The sequence below is a fragment of the Halomonas sp. BC2 genome (assembly GCF_002078115.1).
Taxonomy (GTDB): Bacteria; Pseudomonadota; Gammaproteobacteria; order Pseudomonadales; family Halomonadaceae; genus Vreelandella; species Vreelandella stevensii.
The window spans coordinates 42,922-55,993 of sequence record NZ_LFGT01000021.1 but is presented as its reverse complement, the minus strand read 5'-3'; the positions used below and the strand labels follow the sequence as shown (position 1 = coordinate 55,993).

14 protein-coding genes are annotated in these 13,072 nt (G+C 57.3%); 8 read left to right on the top strand and 6 right to left on the bottom strand.

The window, feature by feature from the left end; all coding sequences use genetic code 11:
* Positions 1 to 5: 5 nt before the first annotated feature.
* From hemJ to B7L71_RS12905, 8 genes are all read left to right on the top strand, one after another.
* Entirely contained in the window at positions 6 to 437 is a 432-nt protein-coding gene (gene hemJ, locus B7L71_RS12940; RefSeq protein ID WP_016915595.1) for a protoporphyrinogen oxidase HemJ, read from the top strand.
* Entirely contained in the window at positions 437 to 1,246 is an 810-nt protein-coding gene (gene thiD / locus B7L71_RS12935) for a hydroxymethylpyrimidine/phosphomethylpyrimidine kinase (protein ID WP_081138472.1), read from the top strand. Before hemJ ends, thiD begins: the two co-directional genes overlap by 1 nt.
* A gap of 37 nt (positions 1,247 to 1,283) precedes the next feature.
* Positions 1,284 to 2,564, top strand: coding sequence for a glutamate-1-semialdehyde 2,1-aminomutase (hemL, locus tag B7L71_RS12930; protein ID WP_016915597.1), 1,281 nt, complete (start codon positions 1,284 to 1,286; stop codon positions 2,562 to 2,564).
* A gap of 85 nt (positions 2,565 to 2,649) precedes the next feature.
* The gene (locus B7L71_RS12925) at positions 2,650 to 2,946 is read left to right on the top strand and encodes a hypothetical protein (RefSeq protein ID WP_016915598.1); all 297 of its coding nucleotides are present in this window, start codon (positions 2,650 to 2,652) and stop codon (positions 2,944 to 2,946) included.
* Positions 2,947 to 3,182: 236 nt separating this feature from the next.
* Positions 3,183 to 3,791 carry an RdgB/HAM1 family non-canonical purine NTP pyrophosphatase gene (gene rdgB, locus B7L71_RS12920; protein ID WP_026001914.1) on the top strand — a complete coding sequence of 203 codons (609 nt, stop codon included), beginning with the start codon at positions 3,183 to 3,185 and terminating at the stop codon, positions 3,789 to 3,791.
* Positions 3,784 to 4,953 carry a radical SAM family heme chaperone HemW gene (gene hemW / locus B7L71_RS12915; protein ID WP_081138470.1) on the top strand — a complete coding sequence of 390 codons (1,170 nt, stop codon included), beginning with the start codon at positions 3,784 to 3,786 and terminating at the stop codon, positions 4,951 to 4,953. The genes rdgB and hemW overlap by 8 nt, the downstream gene beginning before the upstream one ends.
* Positions 4,954 to 4,998: 45 nt before the next feature.
* Positions 4,999 to 5,670: an OmpA family protein gene (locus tag B7L71_RS12910; protein WP_016915601.1), complete on the top strand. Its 672-nt coding sequence runs from the start codon at positions 4,999 to 5,001 to the stop codon at positions 5,668 to 5,670.
* A 78-nt stretch (positions 5,671 to 5,748) separates the two neighbouring features.
* Entirely contained in the window at positions 5,749 to 6,594 is an 846-nt protein-coding gene (locus B7L71_RS12905) for a 23S rRNA (adenine(2030)-N(6))-methyltransferase RlmJ (RefSeq protein WP_081138468.1), read from the top strand.
* A 201-nt stretch (positions 6,595 to 6,795) separates the two neighbouring features.
* Here B7L71_RS12905 and B7L71_RS12900 read toward each other — a convergent pair whose 3' ends face one another.
* From B7L71_RS12900 to rpmH, 6 genes are all read right to left on the bottom strand, one after another.
* Complete coding sequence (locus tag B7L71_RS12900) at positions 6,796 to 7,395, bottom strand: DUF4276 family protein (protein WP_016915603.1); 600 nt, start codon at positions 7,393 to 7,395, stop codon at positions 6,796 to 6,798.
* Entirely contained in the window at positions 7,392 to 8,603 is a 1,212-nt protein-coding gene (locus tag B7L71_RS12895) for an AAA family ATPase (protein WP_016915604.1), read from the bottom strand. The genes B7L71_RS12900 and B7L71_RS12895 overlap by 4 nt, the downstream gene beginning before the upstream one ends.
* Before the next feature lie 151 nt (positions 8,604 to 8,754).
* A complete protein-coding gene (gene mnmE / locus B7L71_RS12890; protein ID WP_081138466.1) occupies positions 8,755 to 10,134 on the bottom strand; it encodes a tRNA uridine-5-carboxymethylaminomethyl(34) synthesis GTPase MnmE in 1,380 nt (459 codons plus the stop codon).
* Positions 10,135 to 10,251: 117 nt separating this feature from the next.
* The gene (yidC, locus tag B7L71_RS12885; RefSeq protein WP_081138464.1) at positions 10,252 to 11,934 is read right to left on the bottom strand and encodes a membrane protein insertase YidC; all 1,683 of its coding nucleotides are present in this window, start codon (positions 11,932 to 11,934) and stop codon (positions 10,252 to 10,254) included.
* Between the two features lie 115 nt (positions 11,935 to 12,049).
* The gene (rnpA, locus tag B7L71_RS12880; protein ID WP_139790135.1) at positions 12,050 to 12,451 is read right to left on the bottom strand and encodes a ribonuclease P protein component; all 402 of its coding nucleotides are present in this window, start codon (positions 12,449 to 12,451) and stop codon (positions 12,050 to 12,052) included.
* Between the two features lie 13 nt (positions 12,452 to 12,464).
* Positions 12,465 to 12,599, bottom strand: coding sequence for a 50S ribosomal protein L34 (gene rpmH, locus B7L71_RS12875; RefSeq protein ID WP_009723348.1), 135 nt, complete (start codon positions 12,597 to 12,599; stop codon positions 12,465 to 12,467).
* Positions 12,600 to 13,072 lie beyond the last annotated feature (473 nt).

Genomic DNA, 13,072 nt, shown 5'->3' with positions numbered 1-13,072 from the left:
AGACCATGTACGAGTGGATAAAGGCCATTCACCTGATGGCCGTTGTGACCTGGTTTGCTGCACTGTTCTATCTGCCACGGCTATACGTGTACCACGCGATGGCGCGCGACAAGGGGGATGTCCAGGCCATCGACTACTTCAAGACCATGGAGCGCAAGCTTTATCGCGGCATCATGACGCCCTCCATGATCGTCGTGCTGCTGTTTGGCGGCTGGCTGCTTTACCTGGTACCTGCCTGGTTCACTCAGGGCTGGATGCACGTGAAGCTGACGCTGGTGGTATTGCTGGTGGCCTATCACCACGTATGTCTGATCTATTTGAAGCAGTTGGCCCAGGATCGCTGCACCAAGAGCCACGTGTTCTTCCGCTGGTTCAATGAGGCCCCTGTCGTGGCCCTGATCGCCATCATTCTTCTGGCGGTAGTGAAACCCTTTTGATGCGCCAACCACTTCCTCCCGTTGTACTGGTATTGGCAGGCCATGACCCTACCGGCGGCGCTGGACTGGTCGCCGATAGCGAAGCCATCGCCGCGTGTGGTGGCTGGGCAGTGACCATTCCCACCGCCCTGACCGTGCAGAACTGCCATAATGTCACCACGGTATTGCCAGCCGATGCAGCTGCCATGCGGCAAATGGCAGAAGCGCTGGTCGACATGCAGATTGCCGCCATCAAGCTAGGCTTGCTGGCGGACGAAGCGACCTTGCGTGCGGCCGAGCAGATCGTGCGGCGTTTTCCGGGTGTACCGGTGGTGGCAGACCCCGTCTTGAAAGCGGGCGGCGGCACTGAGTTATCCATACCCCGTTTGCAGAAGCTTTATAGTGACCGTCTGCTTCCCCTTGTGGATATCCTGACGCCCAACCGTCATGAACTGATCGCGCTCACGCCTGAGATCGACGCACCGTTCGATGATACGGCCCGCGCTGTTTCGTTGTTATCGCGCGGGTGCCAGGCGGTACTGGTCACCGCCACGGATGAGCCTCTGCCCGGCAGCGGGCAGCAGGTGGTCAACACACTGCATTCGCCCGATACCACTCGCCAGTGGCAGTGGCCCAGGCTGCCGGAAGTATTTCACGGGTCCGGATGTACGCTGGCTTCCGCCCTGGCCGCTCGTTTAGCGGTAGGTGAGCGCTTACCTACGGCTTGCGAACAGGCACAGCACTTTACCTGGGAGAGTTTGTCACACGGCTATCAGCCGCCCAGCGGGCAGTGTTTGCCTCAACGTCTATCACGCCCTGCACGCTTTTGATTTTTATTGTCCGTCAGCTATTGCTATAGAGGATGCCATGACCACATCTGCAGAATTATTTGATCTGGCCAGTCGCCATATTCCCGGTGGCGTGAACTCGCCGGTGCGCGCCTTCAAAGGCTTGCATCGTCCCCCGGTGTTCATGGAGCGCGCCCAGGGGGCCTACCTGTTCGACGTCGAGGGCAATCGTTACATCGACTATATCGGTTCCTGGGGGCCGATGATTACCGGTCATGCCGACCAGGACGTGCTCGCCGCCGTGCGGGCGCGCCTGGATAATGGGCTCTCCTTTGGCACGCCTACGGCAGTAGAGACCACCATGGCGGACCTGATCTGCGAGATGATTCCGTCCATGGAAATGGTCCGCATGACCAGCTCCGGTACCGAGGCGACCATGTCGGCCATCCGGCTGGCGCGGGGCACCACGGGAAGAGACAAGATCGTCAAGTTCGAAGGCAACTACCATGGCCACTCGGATTCGTTGCTGGTCAAGGCGGGCTCTGGCGCGCTGACCCACGGTGAGCCCAGCTCGCCCGGTGTGCCTGCCGCGCTTGCCGAGCACACCATCACGCTCTCTTATAATGACCCGGAAGGCGTGGAAGCGTGCTTTGCCGAGATCGGCGAGCAGATTGCCTGCATCATCGTCGAGCCGGTGGCGGGCAACATGAACTGTATCCCACCCCAGCCTGGTTTCCTGGAAACCCTGCGCCGTGTGTGCGACCAGTACGGTAGTTTGCTGATTTTCGACGAGGTGATGACCGGCTTCCGTGTGGCCCTGGGCGGGGCCCAGGCCTATTACGGCATCACGCCTGACCTCACCTGCCTGGGCAAGGTCGTGGGCGGGGGCATGCCGGTCGGGGCGTTCGGCGGCAAGCGTGACATCATGCAGAACATCTCGCCGCTTGGCCCGGTGTATCAGGCAGGCACCTTGTCGGGTAACCCGCTGGCCATGGCCGCAGGCGTCGCGCTGCTCACCAAGCTGCAGGTGCCGGGTTTCCATGATGCTCTTACCCAGCGTGTGCAAACCCTGTGTAACGGCCTGCAGGAGCGTGCCAACGCCGCGCGGGTACCCATGTTGACCCAGTCGGCGGGGGGAATGTTCGGCGTTTTCTTCACCTCGCAATCGCGGGTCGATAATTTCGCTCAGGCCACGGCGTGCAACCCGGATGCTTTCCGCCGCTTCTTTGGTGCGATGCTCGACCATGGCGTCTATCTTGCACCGTCTGCCTACGAAGCGGGCTTCATGTCCAGCGCCCATACCCCAGAAGATATCCAGCTCACGCTGGATGCCGCCGAAAAAGCCTTTGCCGTTATGTAGTATTCAGTAACGGGGGGTATGTCGACTGCTACACTACAAGGGCCGCTCAACATGAGCGGCCCTTGTGGTTACCGAGGTAGCTAACATGAAACGATCATCGGCTTGGCACGCTTCACGTCTATACGGCACGCTATTCACCGCCGAGTGGCGCATTACCCAGGACGGCGACACCGTCGAACACCCTGAAACCCGTGGCACGGTTCCAGCAGAATTTACCTTCGAAGGCGATACGTTGGAAGGCACCGTCAAGGGCAGCAACCGCTCCCGCTCCTCGACCCAAGGCAAGGGCGGTACGCTGACGATGTACACCAAGCCTTGGGTCTTTTGCTGGGACATGGGGAAAGCCTCATTCAAAGGAGAGCGTCAGCAGGTGACCTTATGACTGTTGTCTATAAGATGATTTTCGTAAAGAATTGTTACTAAAATAATGAGTAAAGTAATTTGAATATTTTTATGCTGTTTTGATATTTCTGAATAAGTATTTGATTTTTATATATAAAATAGCCAGTTTTATGGTCATTGCGTTGTGATGATTAAAATTCTGATAGTTACATTTCGTGTGCTTTAGCTGCGTTTCCGATAAGCGTAAACTGAGGCTCCCTGTTTGGAGGTTTCGATATGTCGACGGGTACGACGCTTGTCCTGGCCAGTGGAAACGCAGGAAAACTTAAAGAGTTCAATCAGTTGCTTGCCCCGCTTGGGCTCGATGTAAGAGCACAGGCAGAGTTTGGCGTGCAAGACGTGGAAGAAACCGGACTGACCTTCGTTGAGAATGCGCTGTTAAAAGCCCGTGAAGCCAGCCGAGTCAGCGGGTTACCTGCCCTGGCAGACGATTCGGGGCTGGAGGTGGATGCACTGCAAGGAGCACCGGGTATCTACTCTGCGCGTTATGCCGGTGAGCCGAAGAGTGACGAACGCAACAATCAGAAACTGCTGGCGGCGCTTGCCGACTGTGCGGAAGGCCAGCGTAGTGGCCGCTACTGGTGTGTGCTGGTCTATTTGCGTCATGCCGAAGACCCTGTCCCCGTCATCGTACAGCGCAGCTGGGAAGGTGAAATTCTGGCGCATCCCCGTGGGGATGGTGGGTTTGGTTACGATCCTCTGTTCTGGTTACCGGATCAAGGCATGAGCGTGGCTGAGCTGGCGTCAGAGTCCAAGAACCGATTGAGCCACCGCGGGCGTGCGCTGCACGATCTCGTGGATATCCTGAAGGTGGCGCATGGCTGAGGCACTGCCGCCCCTGTCGCTTTACATCCACACCCCGTGGTGTGTCCGCAAGTGCCCTTATTGCGATTTCAACTCTCACGAGCCAGGCGCCCAGGGGCTCCCTGAAGAGGCGTACCTGGCTGCGCTATTGGCTGATCTGGAGCACGATCTTCCTCTGGCAGCCGAACGCCCTCTGCAAACGATCTTCATTGGCGGCGGGACGCCTAGCCTGCTCTCGCCGGACTTCTATCAGCGGCTGTTTCAGGGCATTCAGCAGCGTTTGGCGTTTGCACCATCGATCGAGATCACCCTGGAAGCCAACCCAGGCACGACTGAGCAGCAGCGTTTCGTCGGTTACCGTGAGGCGGGTATCAACCGGCTTTCGCTGGGCGTGCAAAGTTTCAGGCCCGCTCAACTGCAAGCGCTTGGGCGTATCCACAGCGGGCAAGAGGCATTGACGGCCGTGGGGCAGGCCAGGTCGGCGGGCTTCGAGAATATCAACATTGACTTGATGCATGGGCTTCCCCAGCAAACGCCCGAACAGGCCATGGAAGACATCGACCAGGCCTTGGCACTGTCGCCAGAGCATCTCTCCTGGTACCAGCTGACCCTGGAACCCAATACGGCTTTTTTTTCACACCCACCTCCGTTACCTGAAGAGGAAGCGCTGTGGGACATTCAGGAGGCGGGGCATGAGCGCCTTGAACAGGCAGGGCTACAGCGTTATGAAATATCGGCCTATGCGCGCCCCGACTTACAAAGCCAGCACAATCTGAACTATTGGCGTTTTGGCGATTATCTGGGCATTGGGGCGGGTGCCCACGGCAAGCTGACGCATATCGATAGGAATGGCCAATGGCAGATCGAACGCCGTTGGAAAACCCGCCAACCTCAGTCTTATTTGAGGCGTTTCAACGATCCACGTGGTTTTGTGGCAGGCCAGCAGTTGATCGATGCTGATGAGCTGCCGCTGGAATTTGCCATGAATGCGCTGCGGTTGACGGAAGGAGTAAGCCTGCAGGCGTGGCAAGCGAATACGGGGCAGCCTGTGGAACGGTTACTCGACCGTTTACAAAGTGCTCACAAAAAAGGACTTTTGGTGGAAATGCCTGAAAAGCTGCGTGCTTCTCCTCAAGGTCTATTATTCTTGAACGAATTGCTGGCACTGATCAGCGATGAGTGAACAGTGATCACAAGGGCAGAACCTAATCGTAAAAAGGAGTAAGTGATGCGTATGTTCCGACTACTGACCCCGTTGGCGGCGGCTATTCTGGTGGCGGGCTGTGCCACCACCGACCCTTATGGCGGCCAAACACAACGCTCCAGCACTGCCGTAGGTACGGGCGTGGGGGCTGCCATTGGTGCCGCCGCCGGTGCCTTGTCTGGTGATGGAAGCACCAGCCGTCGTGATCGGGCCTTGATCGGCGCAGCTGTTGGCGCCGCTGCCGGTGCTGGGGTGGGGGCCTACATGGACCGCCAGGAGCAGCAGCTGCGTGAAAACCTGCAGGGATCACGTATTGAGATCGACCGTCGTGGCGATGACATCGTGCTGAACATGCCCAGCAGCGTCACCTTCGGTTTCGACTCTGCTGAGCTGACCAGCGACGCACGCAGTGCACTCAATGAAGTGGCCAATGTGTTGACCCAGTACACGGATACCCGCGTCAATATTGCTGGCCACACCGACAGCACGGGTAACGCGGATTATAACCAGCGGCTTTCCGAGCGCCGTGCCGAATCGGTAGGGCGTTACCTGAGCCAGAATGGCGTTTCCTCCATGCGTCTGAACACCTTGGGCTACGGTGCTACCCGGCCCGTTGCCAGCAACGATTCCGAGCAGGGACGGGCGCAAAACCGTCGTGTAGAAATCACGCTGACCCCGACAGGCAACGGTCAATAAGCCGCAAAAAAACCCTGTATTGCTCTAGAACGCCCGCTATGCTCCCATAGCGGGCGTTCTGTTTATATAGGCATCCTCATGCTGTCATACCAACACGCCTACCATGCCGGTAACTTCGCCGATGTTCAGAAGCATCTGACGCTCTATGCCGTCATTGATCATCTGTTACGTAAAAAATCAGCAATTACATATGTAGATACCCATGCGGGCAGAGGCTTCTATCCGCTGGCTACCGAAGAGACACAGCGGCTGCTGGAGTACCGTGAGGGCGTTTTACCGCTTTGGCAACATCGCCAGCAGTTGGCCGATCCACTTCTCAGTGCCTGGCTTGAGGCCGTGGTCACTGCTCAGCCAGATGCCAATACGCTCTCCTGCTATCCGGGTTCCCCCTGGTGGCTCGCCCAGCGTCTGCGCTCGGAGGATCGGCTGACCCTGTTCGAACTGCACCCCGGTGAGCACGAACATCTCGCCAGCCAGTCGCTGCCCAAGCGGGCGACGCGTATCTTCGGCGATGGACTGGCCGGCCTGCGCCACCAGGTACCGGCATCGACCCCCAGGGTGTGTGTGTTGATGGATCCCAGCTACGAGCGCAAGGTCGAGTATCACGAAGTGGTGGAGAGCACGACCTACGTGCTCGAGAAAGCCAGGCATGCCGTGGTGATGATCTGGTATCCGTTATTACCTGCCGAACACCATCAAGCGCTGCTGGCAGGCCTGCGTGACAGCGGAATTCGCAAGATCTGGCAAAGCGAATTGCTGCTGCGCGCCCCTGAGGCGGGTGCCCGCGGCATGTATGGAAGCGGTATGCTGGTCATCAACCCCCCCTGGGGGCTGGATGAGCGTCTGACCAATGCCATGGCTCAGGTAACGCCAAAGCTAAGCGTTCACAGCCGCTTCCGAGCGTCCTGGTTGGTCCCGGAGTAGGGATCCACAGGTATCAAAGGGACTCATGCCAAGTTGTCCAAATCGGACATGACTGCGAGCGGCGTTGCACATCCGATTGTAGGAAGGATGTGCTCCTTTGCTCGTCACTTTCGACAATATTGGCGTGCCACTGGTCGTCAGTTCGAGCCGGGTAGCCGGTTAGGCGAGTTAAGCTGGGGCAGCGATACGAAATTTCATGCTTCAATCCACGTTCATATCGACGACGTTGGCTTGCCACTCTTTGCACAACTTGCGGAATGATCGGCTGTTATCAAGTGCCTGTTGCAGATCGAAGTAAGCGGTGAAAGCAGGCTGATCTAGTACTTCGCTATAGGTTTGGCTTCCCATATTCTGGCGTAACCAGCCTTTTGCGTCTCGTGGTGTCTCTGCGTCGGCTGGAAGTTCATCTGGACAACGAAATCCCCTGCACCCGTCGAGCGATCGTGCTGCGGCAATGAACCAGGCTTCGTATTCTCGCTTTGGCAACACTACCGACAAGCGTCGGTGCGGCACATGCTGCCTTGCGCGCTGATAGATGTCAGCCGCCAGTTCGACTGGACAATCGTCATCGGCGTCCAGCACCACCAAAATCCACCCCTGCTCACCACACTTGGCGGCTGCTAACAGCAGTTGCTTGCGAAACTCGTCTTCTCGATTGAGGAAGCGGTCTCGATGCACGCGAATGGGCGGTAGCGCCTGCGCATAGCAATGTCCGGGGCGCCACTCGTTCAAGCGGCGCAGTAGCACAGGTAGTGCGGCCACCTCGCCATGGCCTTCTACAATGCTGGCTATTTGGATCATGAGGATTCTGTCTCACTGAAAAGGTCACCAGAGGCAGCCTTGTTCTGTTGATCTATGCTCATGCGATCAGGTGCCAGTTGGTTCATGCGCAGCAGTTCTCCTGCCGAGAACAGGTGATCCCGCATCATTTGGCGCGATCCTTCATCTAGCGGCGCAACCTTGGTTTCCCCTGCCTCTGATACTACGGCCAGCACGGCATCTTCGTCGATGTTACGGTCATCCAGCAGGTCCGGGCTGTGGCTGGTTACCAGGATTTGCGTAGTTTTGGACGCACGCACCAACGCCTCACGCAGCGCAGCGCTCGCTGCAGGATGAAGTGCAGTTTCAGGTTCCTCAATGCCGATCAAAGTTGGTGAATAATCCACATTACCCTGTAATAACGCGGCCAGAACACCCAAGGCACGCAAGGTGCCATCGGACATATTTTGAGCAAGGAAGCGCCAGGGGTGCTTGGAGCCCGCCATATCCTGGCGAAACTCCAATGTTTCCATTGGCCCAATAGGCTTGCGTTCCACGCCATGCACCATCGGTGCCACGGAGTGCAAATACTCCTGGATCAGCGCCATCTGGGTAGGTGCTACTTTTTCCAAATGACCGATCACGCTGGCGATGTTCTCCCCAGACGGCCGCAACAGTCGGCCATCTTGCGGCTTCTGTAATTCGCGCATCAGCTTGGGGTTGAGGTTATAGAACCCCATCGCAGTCAAGGCATCGAATACCGGGCGGAAAGCCGTTAGCCCTGAAGCGGCTACCAATGCTAGCCTATCCGCAGTGACAGACGGAAAGGTCGCTTCGCTGCTGTCACGTAATTTGCCTTTGTCGATTCGGAAGAATGGGCCTTTGCCAATACCTGCGATAACACACTCTTCTCTTTGAACCTCGTAACCGCCATTCTTCAACGCTCCTATGACGAAGCCATAGTGAGCGGCTTGGCCACCGTGCATGACAAACTCGATACGAAGTGCGAAATGTGTGGGATGACCACCGCTACGTCGGCGCACTTCGTTGATGCCGCCGCGCTCATTCAAGGCACTATCCAGCGAATTGAACAGCGCGTCGCGTACGAAATGCAGAGCATCCATGAAATTACTTTTGCCTGCACCATTGTGCCCAACCAGATAAGTTAGCGGGCGCAAACATACATCGCTGTAGCCGATGCTCTTGTAGTTGCGCAAGACGATGCGCTTAATAAAAGGAGGATGTATCATTCTTGTCTCTCCGCATCAGACTTTAAATACCTTCATCACACTGGTCTCCAGTGTGTAGTGGTCAAGTGTTTTTGGCTACCGTGATTTGGCTTAGGCGGCGTATCTGCCCCAGCGTTGGTGTCGACGCTCTGGCCTAATTATGTTGCTCGAATTACTTGCCGATACAGAAGCTGCCAAAGATCTCTCCAAGCAGGTCGTCGGCGCTGAACTCCCCGGTAATCTCTCCCAGTGCCTGCTGGGCATCGCGCAGATCTTCGGCCAATAGTTCTCCTGCACCGTAGCCTTCCAGCTGAGCTCGCCCTGCTTCCAATGCGGCCATGGCACGGTCCAAGGCATCCAGATGGCGGCGGCGTGCCGAGAAACGACCTTCGGTAGTGGCGGAAAAGCCCATCACCTCTTTCAAATGGGCTTTCAAGTTATCCACACCTGCCCCCGTTTTGGCCGAGAGCCTGACGATGGGAGTGCCTGTGGGTAACTCAGATGCTTCGAGCCCTGGCGCTTCGGCGCTGCTGTCGATCTTGTTGCGCACCAGGGTCAATCGCTGCTGGTCCGGCAGGCGGGCCACGAATTCGGGCCAGATGGCCATGGGGTCCGTTGCCTGGGTAAGCGAGGCATCGACTAGCAGCAGTACGCGATCGGCTTTCTCGATCTCTTCCCAAGCCCGGGCAACGCCAATTTTTTCTACCGCGTCCGGCGTATCGCGCAGGCCAGCGGTGTCGATAATATGCAGTGGCATGCCGTCCAGGTGGATGTATTCACGCAGCACGTCGCGGGTGGTGCCCGCAATGTCCGTGACGATGGCCGTGTCCTGCTCGGTCAGCGCATTGAGCAGGCTGGACTTGCCCGCATTGGGGCGCCCTGCAATCACCACGCTCATGCCTTCACGCAGCAAGGCGCCTTGGCCTGCGGCCTGGCGCACACGCACCAGCGCCTGCTGCACCTGTTCCAGATGCGTTGCCACGTGGCCATCGGCAAGAAAGTCGATCTCTTCTTCGGGGAAGTCGATGGCGGCCTCAACATAGACACGCAGCTCGATCAACTGCTGAACCAGCCCAGAAACGCGCTGTGAAAACTCGCCTTGCAACGAGCGCAGGGCATTTTCGGCAGCCGAGCGTGAGCTGGCATCGATCAAGTCGGCAATCGCCTCGGCCTGGGCCAGGTCCAGCTTATCATTCAAGAACGCGCGTTCGGAGAACTCGCCTGGCCGAGCCAGGCGTGCCCCCAGGGCGAGGCAGCGCTCCAGCAGCATATCCATGATCACGGGGCCGCCGTGCCCCTGCAGCTCCAGCACGTCCTCCCCGGTAAAGGAGTTAGGCCCGGCAAACAGCAGCGCAATTCCTTCGTCGATAATGCCTTGAGCACCACTGAAGGGACCGTAATAGGCATGACGCGGGGGAGGGCATTGCCCCAGTATGGCCTGAGCGATATGGCGGCTTTCCGGGCCGGATACGCGGATGATGCCAACGCCGCCGCGTCCCGGAGGGGTGGCCAGGGCGGTAATCGTGTCTTGGGTATAGAGTCGTTCAGCCATAACGCGTCCTGGAGATCAAAAAAGAGAGTGTATCGTGTATGCAGCGGAAGAAAAGGGCAGGCCTGAAACGCCAGACCCCCGCTTTAGCGGGGGTCTGGTAAAGGGCGGGATGAGAGGCTACTTGGTGCGCATCCCTTTGCCCACGTTGGGGTCTTTCTCGATATTGCGGGTAATCACGTACTGCTGGGCTACCGAGATGATGTTGTTCACCACCCAGTAGATGACCAGACCCGCCGGGAACCACAGGAAGAAGAACGTGAAGATAATGGGCAGCATCTTCATGATCTTGGCCTGCATGGGGTCCGGAGGCGTCGGGTTGAGCAGCTGCTGAACGTACATCGATACCCCCATCAGGATGGGCAGAATGAAGTACGGATCTTTCACCGACAGATCCTGGATCCACAGCATGAACGGCGCATGGCGAAGTTCAACGGATTCCAGCAGCATCCAGTACAGCGCGATGAAGACCGGCATCTGGATGAGGATCGGCAAGCAGCCACCCAGCGGGTTGATCTTCTCTTTCTGGTAGAACTTCATCATCTCTTGAGACATTTTCTGGCGGTCATCGCCATAAAGCTCTTTGAGACGCTGCATCTCCGGCCCGAGCTTGCGCATCCGAGCCATGGACTTATAGGCCTTGGCTGAAAGCGGGAATAGCGCGAGCTTGACCAGCACGGTCAGCAGAACGATGGACCAGCCCCAGTTGCCGACCAGGTCATGAATCTTGTCGAGCAGCCAGAACAGCGGGTTGGCAATGAACCACAGCCAGCCGTAGTCCACGGTCAGGCGCAGGTTCGGTGCCACCTGCTCCAGGTACTCCTGAACCTTGGGACCCATGTAAAGGGTAGCCCCCAGAGTCGCTTCGCCTTCGGCGGCCACGCTGGTCACCGGCCCTGCAAAGGCGGCAACGTTGCGGTTGCTGGAGTCGGTGGTCGCGTAGTACAGGTTCTGCTGATTCTGAGCAGGTGCCCAGGCAGAGACGAAGTAGTGCTGAATGATGGCGACCCAGCCACCCTGGGCCTCACGGTTCTCGAAACGACCGCGCTGGATATCATCGAAATCGACTTTTTCGTAGCGGGTATCCGGTGACGAGTAGGCGGCGCCCAGATAGGAACTCATGCCCATAGCGACGCCACTGGAGGGGTCTGGGCTGTTATCGCGCGCTAGTTGGCCAATGAAACGGGCACTGACAGGCTCATCAGTGTTGTTGGCCAGGTAATAGCTGACATTGACCGCATAGCTGCCGCGCTCGAAGGTCAGACGCTTGATCACGTCAACGCCGTTGACCTCTGCCGTCAGGTCGACGGTGAGCTCTTGCTCGTCGTTACCCAGGCGGTATTCGGTGTTTTCAGGCGTAAACGTGATGCGGCTTGACTGGCCATCCAGCTGCAGGCCAGAGCGTGCTACGTAGCTGCGCGTGGCGTTATCCGATAGCAACACGTAGTTGCGTTCAGAGTCCAGCGTCAGCTTGTGCTGTGGCAGAGCGGCATACACGATATCCCCACCAAAGGGGTCGATGCGTACGTCCAGCACATCGGTAGTGACGGCGATGAAGTCACGACTGGCGGTCGAGCTTGGCGAGTCGCTCATGCCTTCATCGATGGCGGCCTGAGGTGCGGAAGTACTGGGAACGGAAAGATCGTCGCTGCCGCCTTCACTCGCAGGTGCCCCATTGCTTGTCTGGGTCATTTCGGGAGTGGAGTCGTAGCTGGTCTGCCCGTAATCCTGATTCCACTGTACAACCAGTAGGTAGGCAAGCACTGCCAGTGGAATCAGTAATAAAAGTCGTTTTACGTCCATGAGGGTTCTGCCCGATGGGTGGTGAACATGCTAATGGCGCAGTGTCATTTGCTCGGCCCATGACACACGAAAGCCTGCCAAGCGGCAGGCCGAGGTCGAGCGGCGAGGTGTGTCGTCAAGTGTCACGTGTCAGGCCATGTGATGGCGGAGATGTCGATACCGCCGGAGCCTCGCGCTGGAGTCGTTTCCACATGCCATGCAATTGGCGAGTCAGCGTCTCGTTATCGATCTCCTGAACGCCTCGCTTGGCCATGATCACGATATCCACAGCGGGCAAGCGATCCTGACGAAGGCGAACGGATTCTCTAACCAGGCGCTTGAAGCGGTTACGATCCACAGCAAGCTTCACATTTTTCTTGCTGACTATCAGACCAATGCGGGGATGTCCCAGGCTGTTCAAGCGCGCTAGCGCCATCATGCCCTTGCCATGGACTTTCAAGTCGGCTTGTTCGAACACGTGACTGAAATCCCCAGCGTTCAGCAATCGCAAGCACCGGGGAAAGCCTTGAGGCGACACACGCAATCCGAGATCAGGCGCTCAGACGCTTGCGGCCTTTGGCACGGCGGCGTGCGATGACGGCACGGCCGTTCTTGGTTGCCATACGAGCACGGAAGCCATGCGCGCGCTTGCGCTTGAGAACGCTGGGTTGAAAAGTGCGTTTCATAACTCGTTATTCCCACGTGGTTTAGGACGGAAATTGAATTCCAGATGACCCGGTCCAGTGAGGAACCAGCCGGGGAGTTTCAATTCAAGACCGGAAATTGTAGAGACTTCCTGGCCTCGGTGCAATTTTTCCTTGCATGAAAAGCGTGAAAAGGGCAATGGCGATCCACGATACCCCGTCAGTCTGACGAACGTCGATGACACTACTATTACTAATGGGTTTTCTTAAACCTGTTGTTATTAATAGTGGGGATACTAATTGTGGATAACTCATTTATCTCTATTTTTATCAAAATCTTAAAATGATAAAAAATCTGTGGGTAACTGGCTGTAAAGCGGCGTAAAAGCTGTGATTTATGTGTGATTAACGCAGCACAACTCAGCAGTATGCGGTTTTGTACCCATGCCGTCCGCTGCTTTTCCTAAGCCCTCATGGGCATTTGTCCACAGGGGAAAAAGAGCCCCGAGTGCGTG

What these genes read in the sequence shown, in the direction of transcription:
- hemJ (WP_016915595.1), top strand. Translation starts at nt 6, where the DNA reads ATGTACGAGTGGATAAAGGCCATTCACCTGATGGCCGTTGTGACCTGG.
- thiD (WP_081138472.1), top strand. Translation starts at nt 437, where the DNA reads ATGCGCCAACCACTTCCTCCCGTTGTACTGGTATTGGCAGGCCATGAC.
- hemL (WP_016915597.1), top strand. Translation starts at nt 1,284, where the DNA reads ATGACCACATCTGCAGAATTATTTGATCTGGCCAGTCGCCATATTCCC.
- B7L71_RS12925 (WP_016915598.1), top strand. Translation starts at nt 2,650, where the DNA reads ATGAAACGATCATCGGCTTGGCACGCTTCACGTCTATACGGCACGCTA.
- rdgB (WP_026001914.1), top strand. Translation starts at nt 3,183, where the DNA reads ATGTCGACGGGTACGACGCTTGTCCTGGCCAGTGGAAACGCAGGAAAA.
- hemW (WP_081138470.1), top strand. Translation starts at nt 3,784, where the DNA reads ATGGCTGAGGCACTGCCGCCCCTGTCGCTTTACATCCACACCCCGTGG.
- B7L71_RS12910 (WP_016915601.1), top strand. Translation starts at nt 4,999, where the DNA reads ATGCGTATGTTCCGACTACTGACCCCGTTGGCGGCGGCTATTCTGGTG.
- B7L71_RS12905 (WP_081138468.1), top strand. Translation starts at nt 5,749, where the DNA reads ATGCTGTCATACCAACACGCCTACCATGCCGGTAACTTCGCCGATGTT.
- B7L71_RS12900 (WP_016915603.1), bottom strand. Translation starts at nt 7,395, where the DNA reads ATGATCCAAATAGCCAGCATTGTAGAAGGCCATGGCGAGGTGGCCGCA.
- B7L71_RS12895 (WP_016915604.1), bottom strand. Translation starts at nt 8,603, where the DNA reads ATGATACATCCTCCTTTTATTAAGCGCATCGTCTTGCGCAACTACAAG.
- mnmE (WP_081138466.1), bottom strand. Translation starts at nt 10,134, where the DNA reads ATGGCTGAACGACTCTATACCCAAGACACGATTACCGCCCTGGCCACC.
- yidC (WP_081138464.1), bottom strand. Translation starts at nt 11,934, where the DNA reads ATGGACGTAAAACGACTTTTATTACTGATTCCACTGGCAGTGCTTGCC.
- rpmH (WP_009723348.1), bottom strand. Translation starts at nt 12,599, where the DNA reads ATGAAACGCACTTTTCAACCCAGCGTTCTCAAGCGCAAGCGCGCGCAT.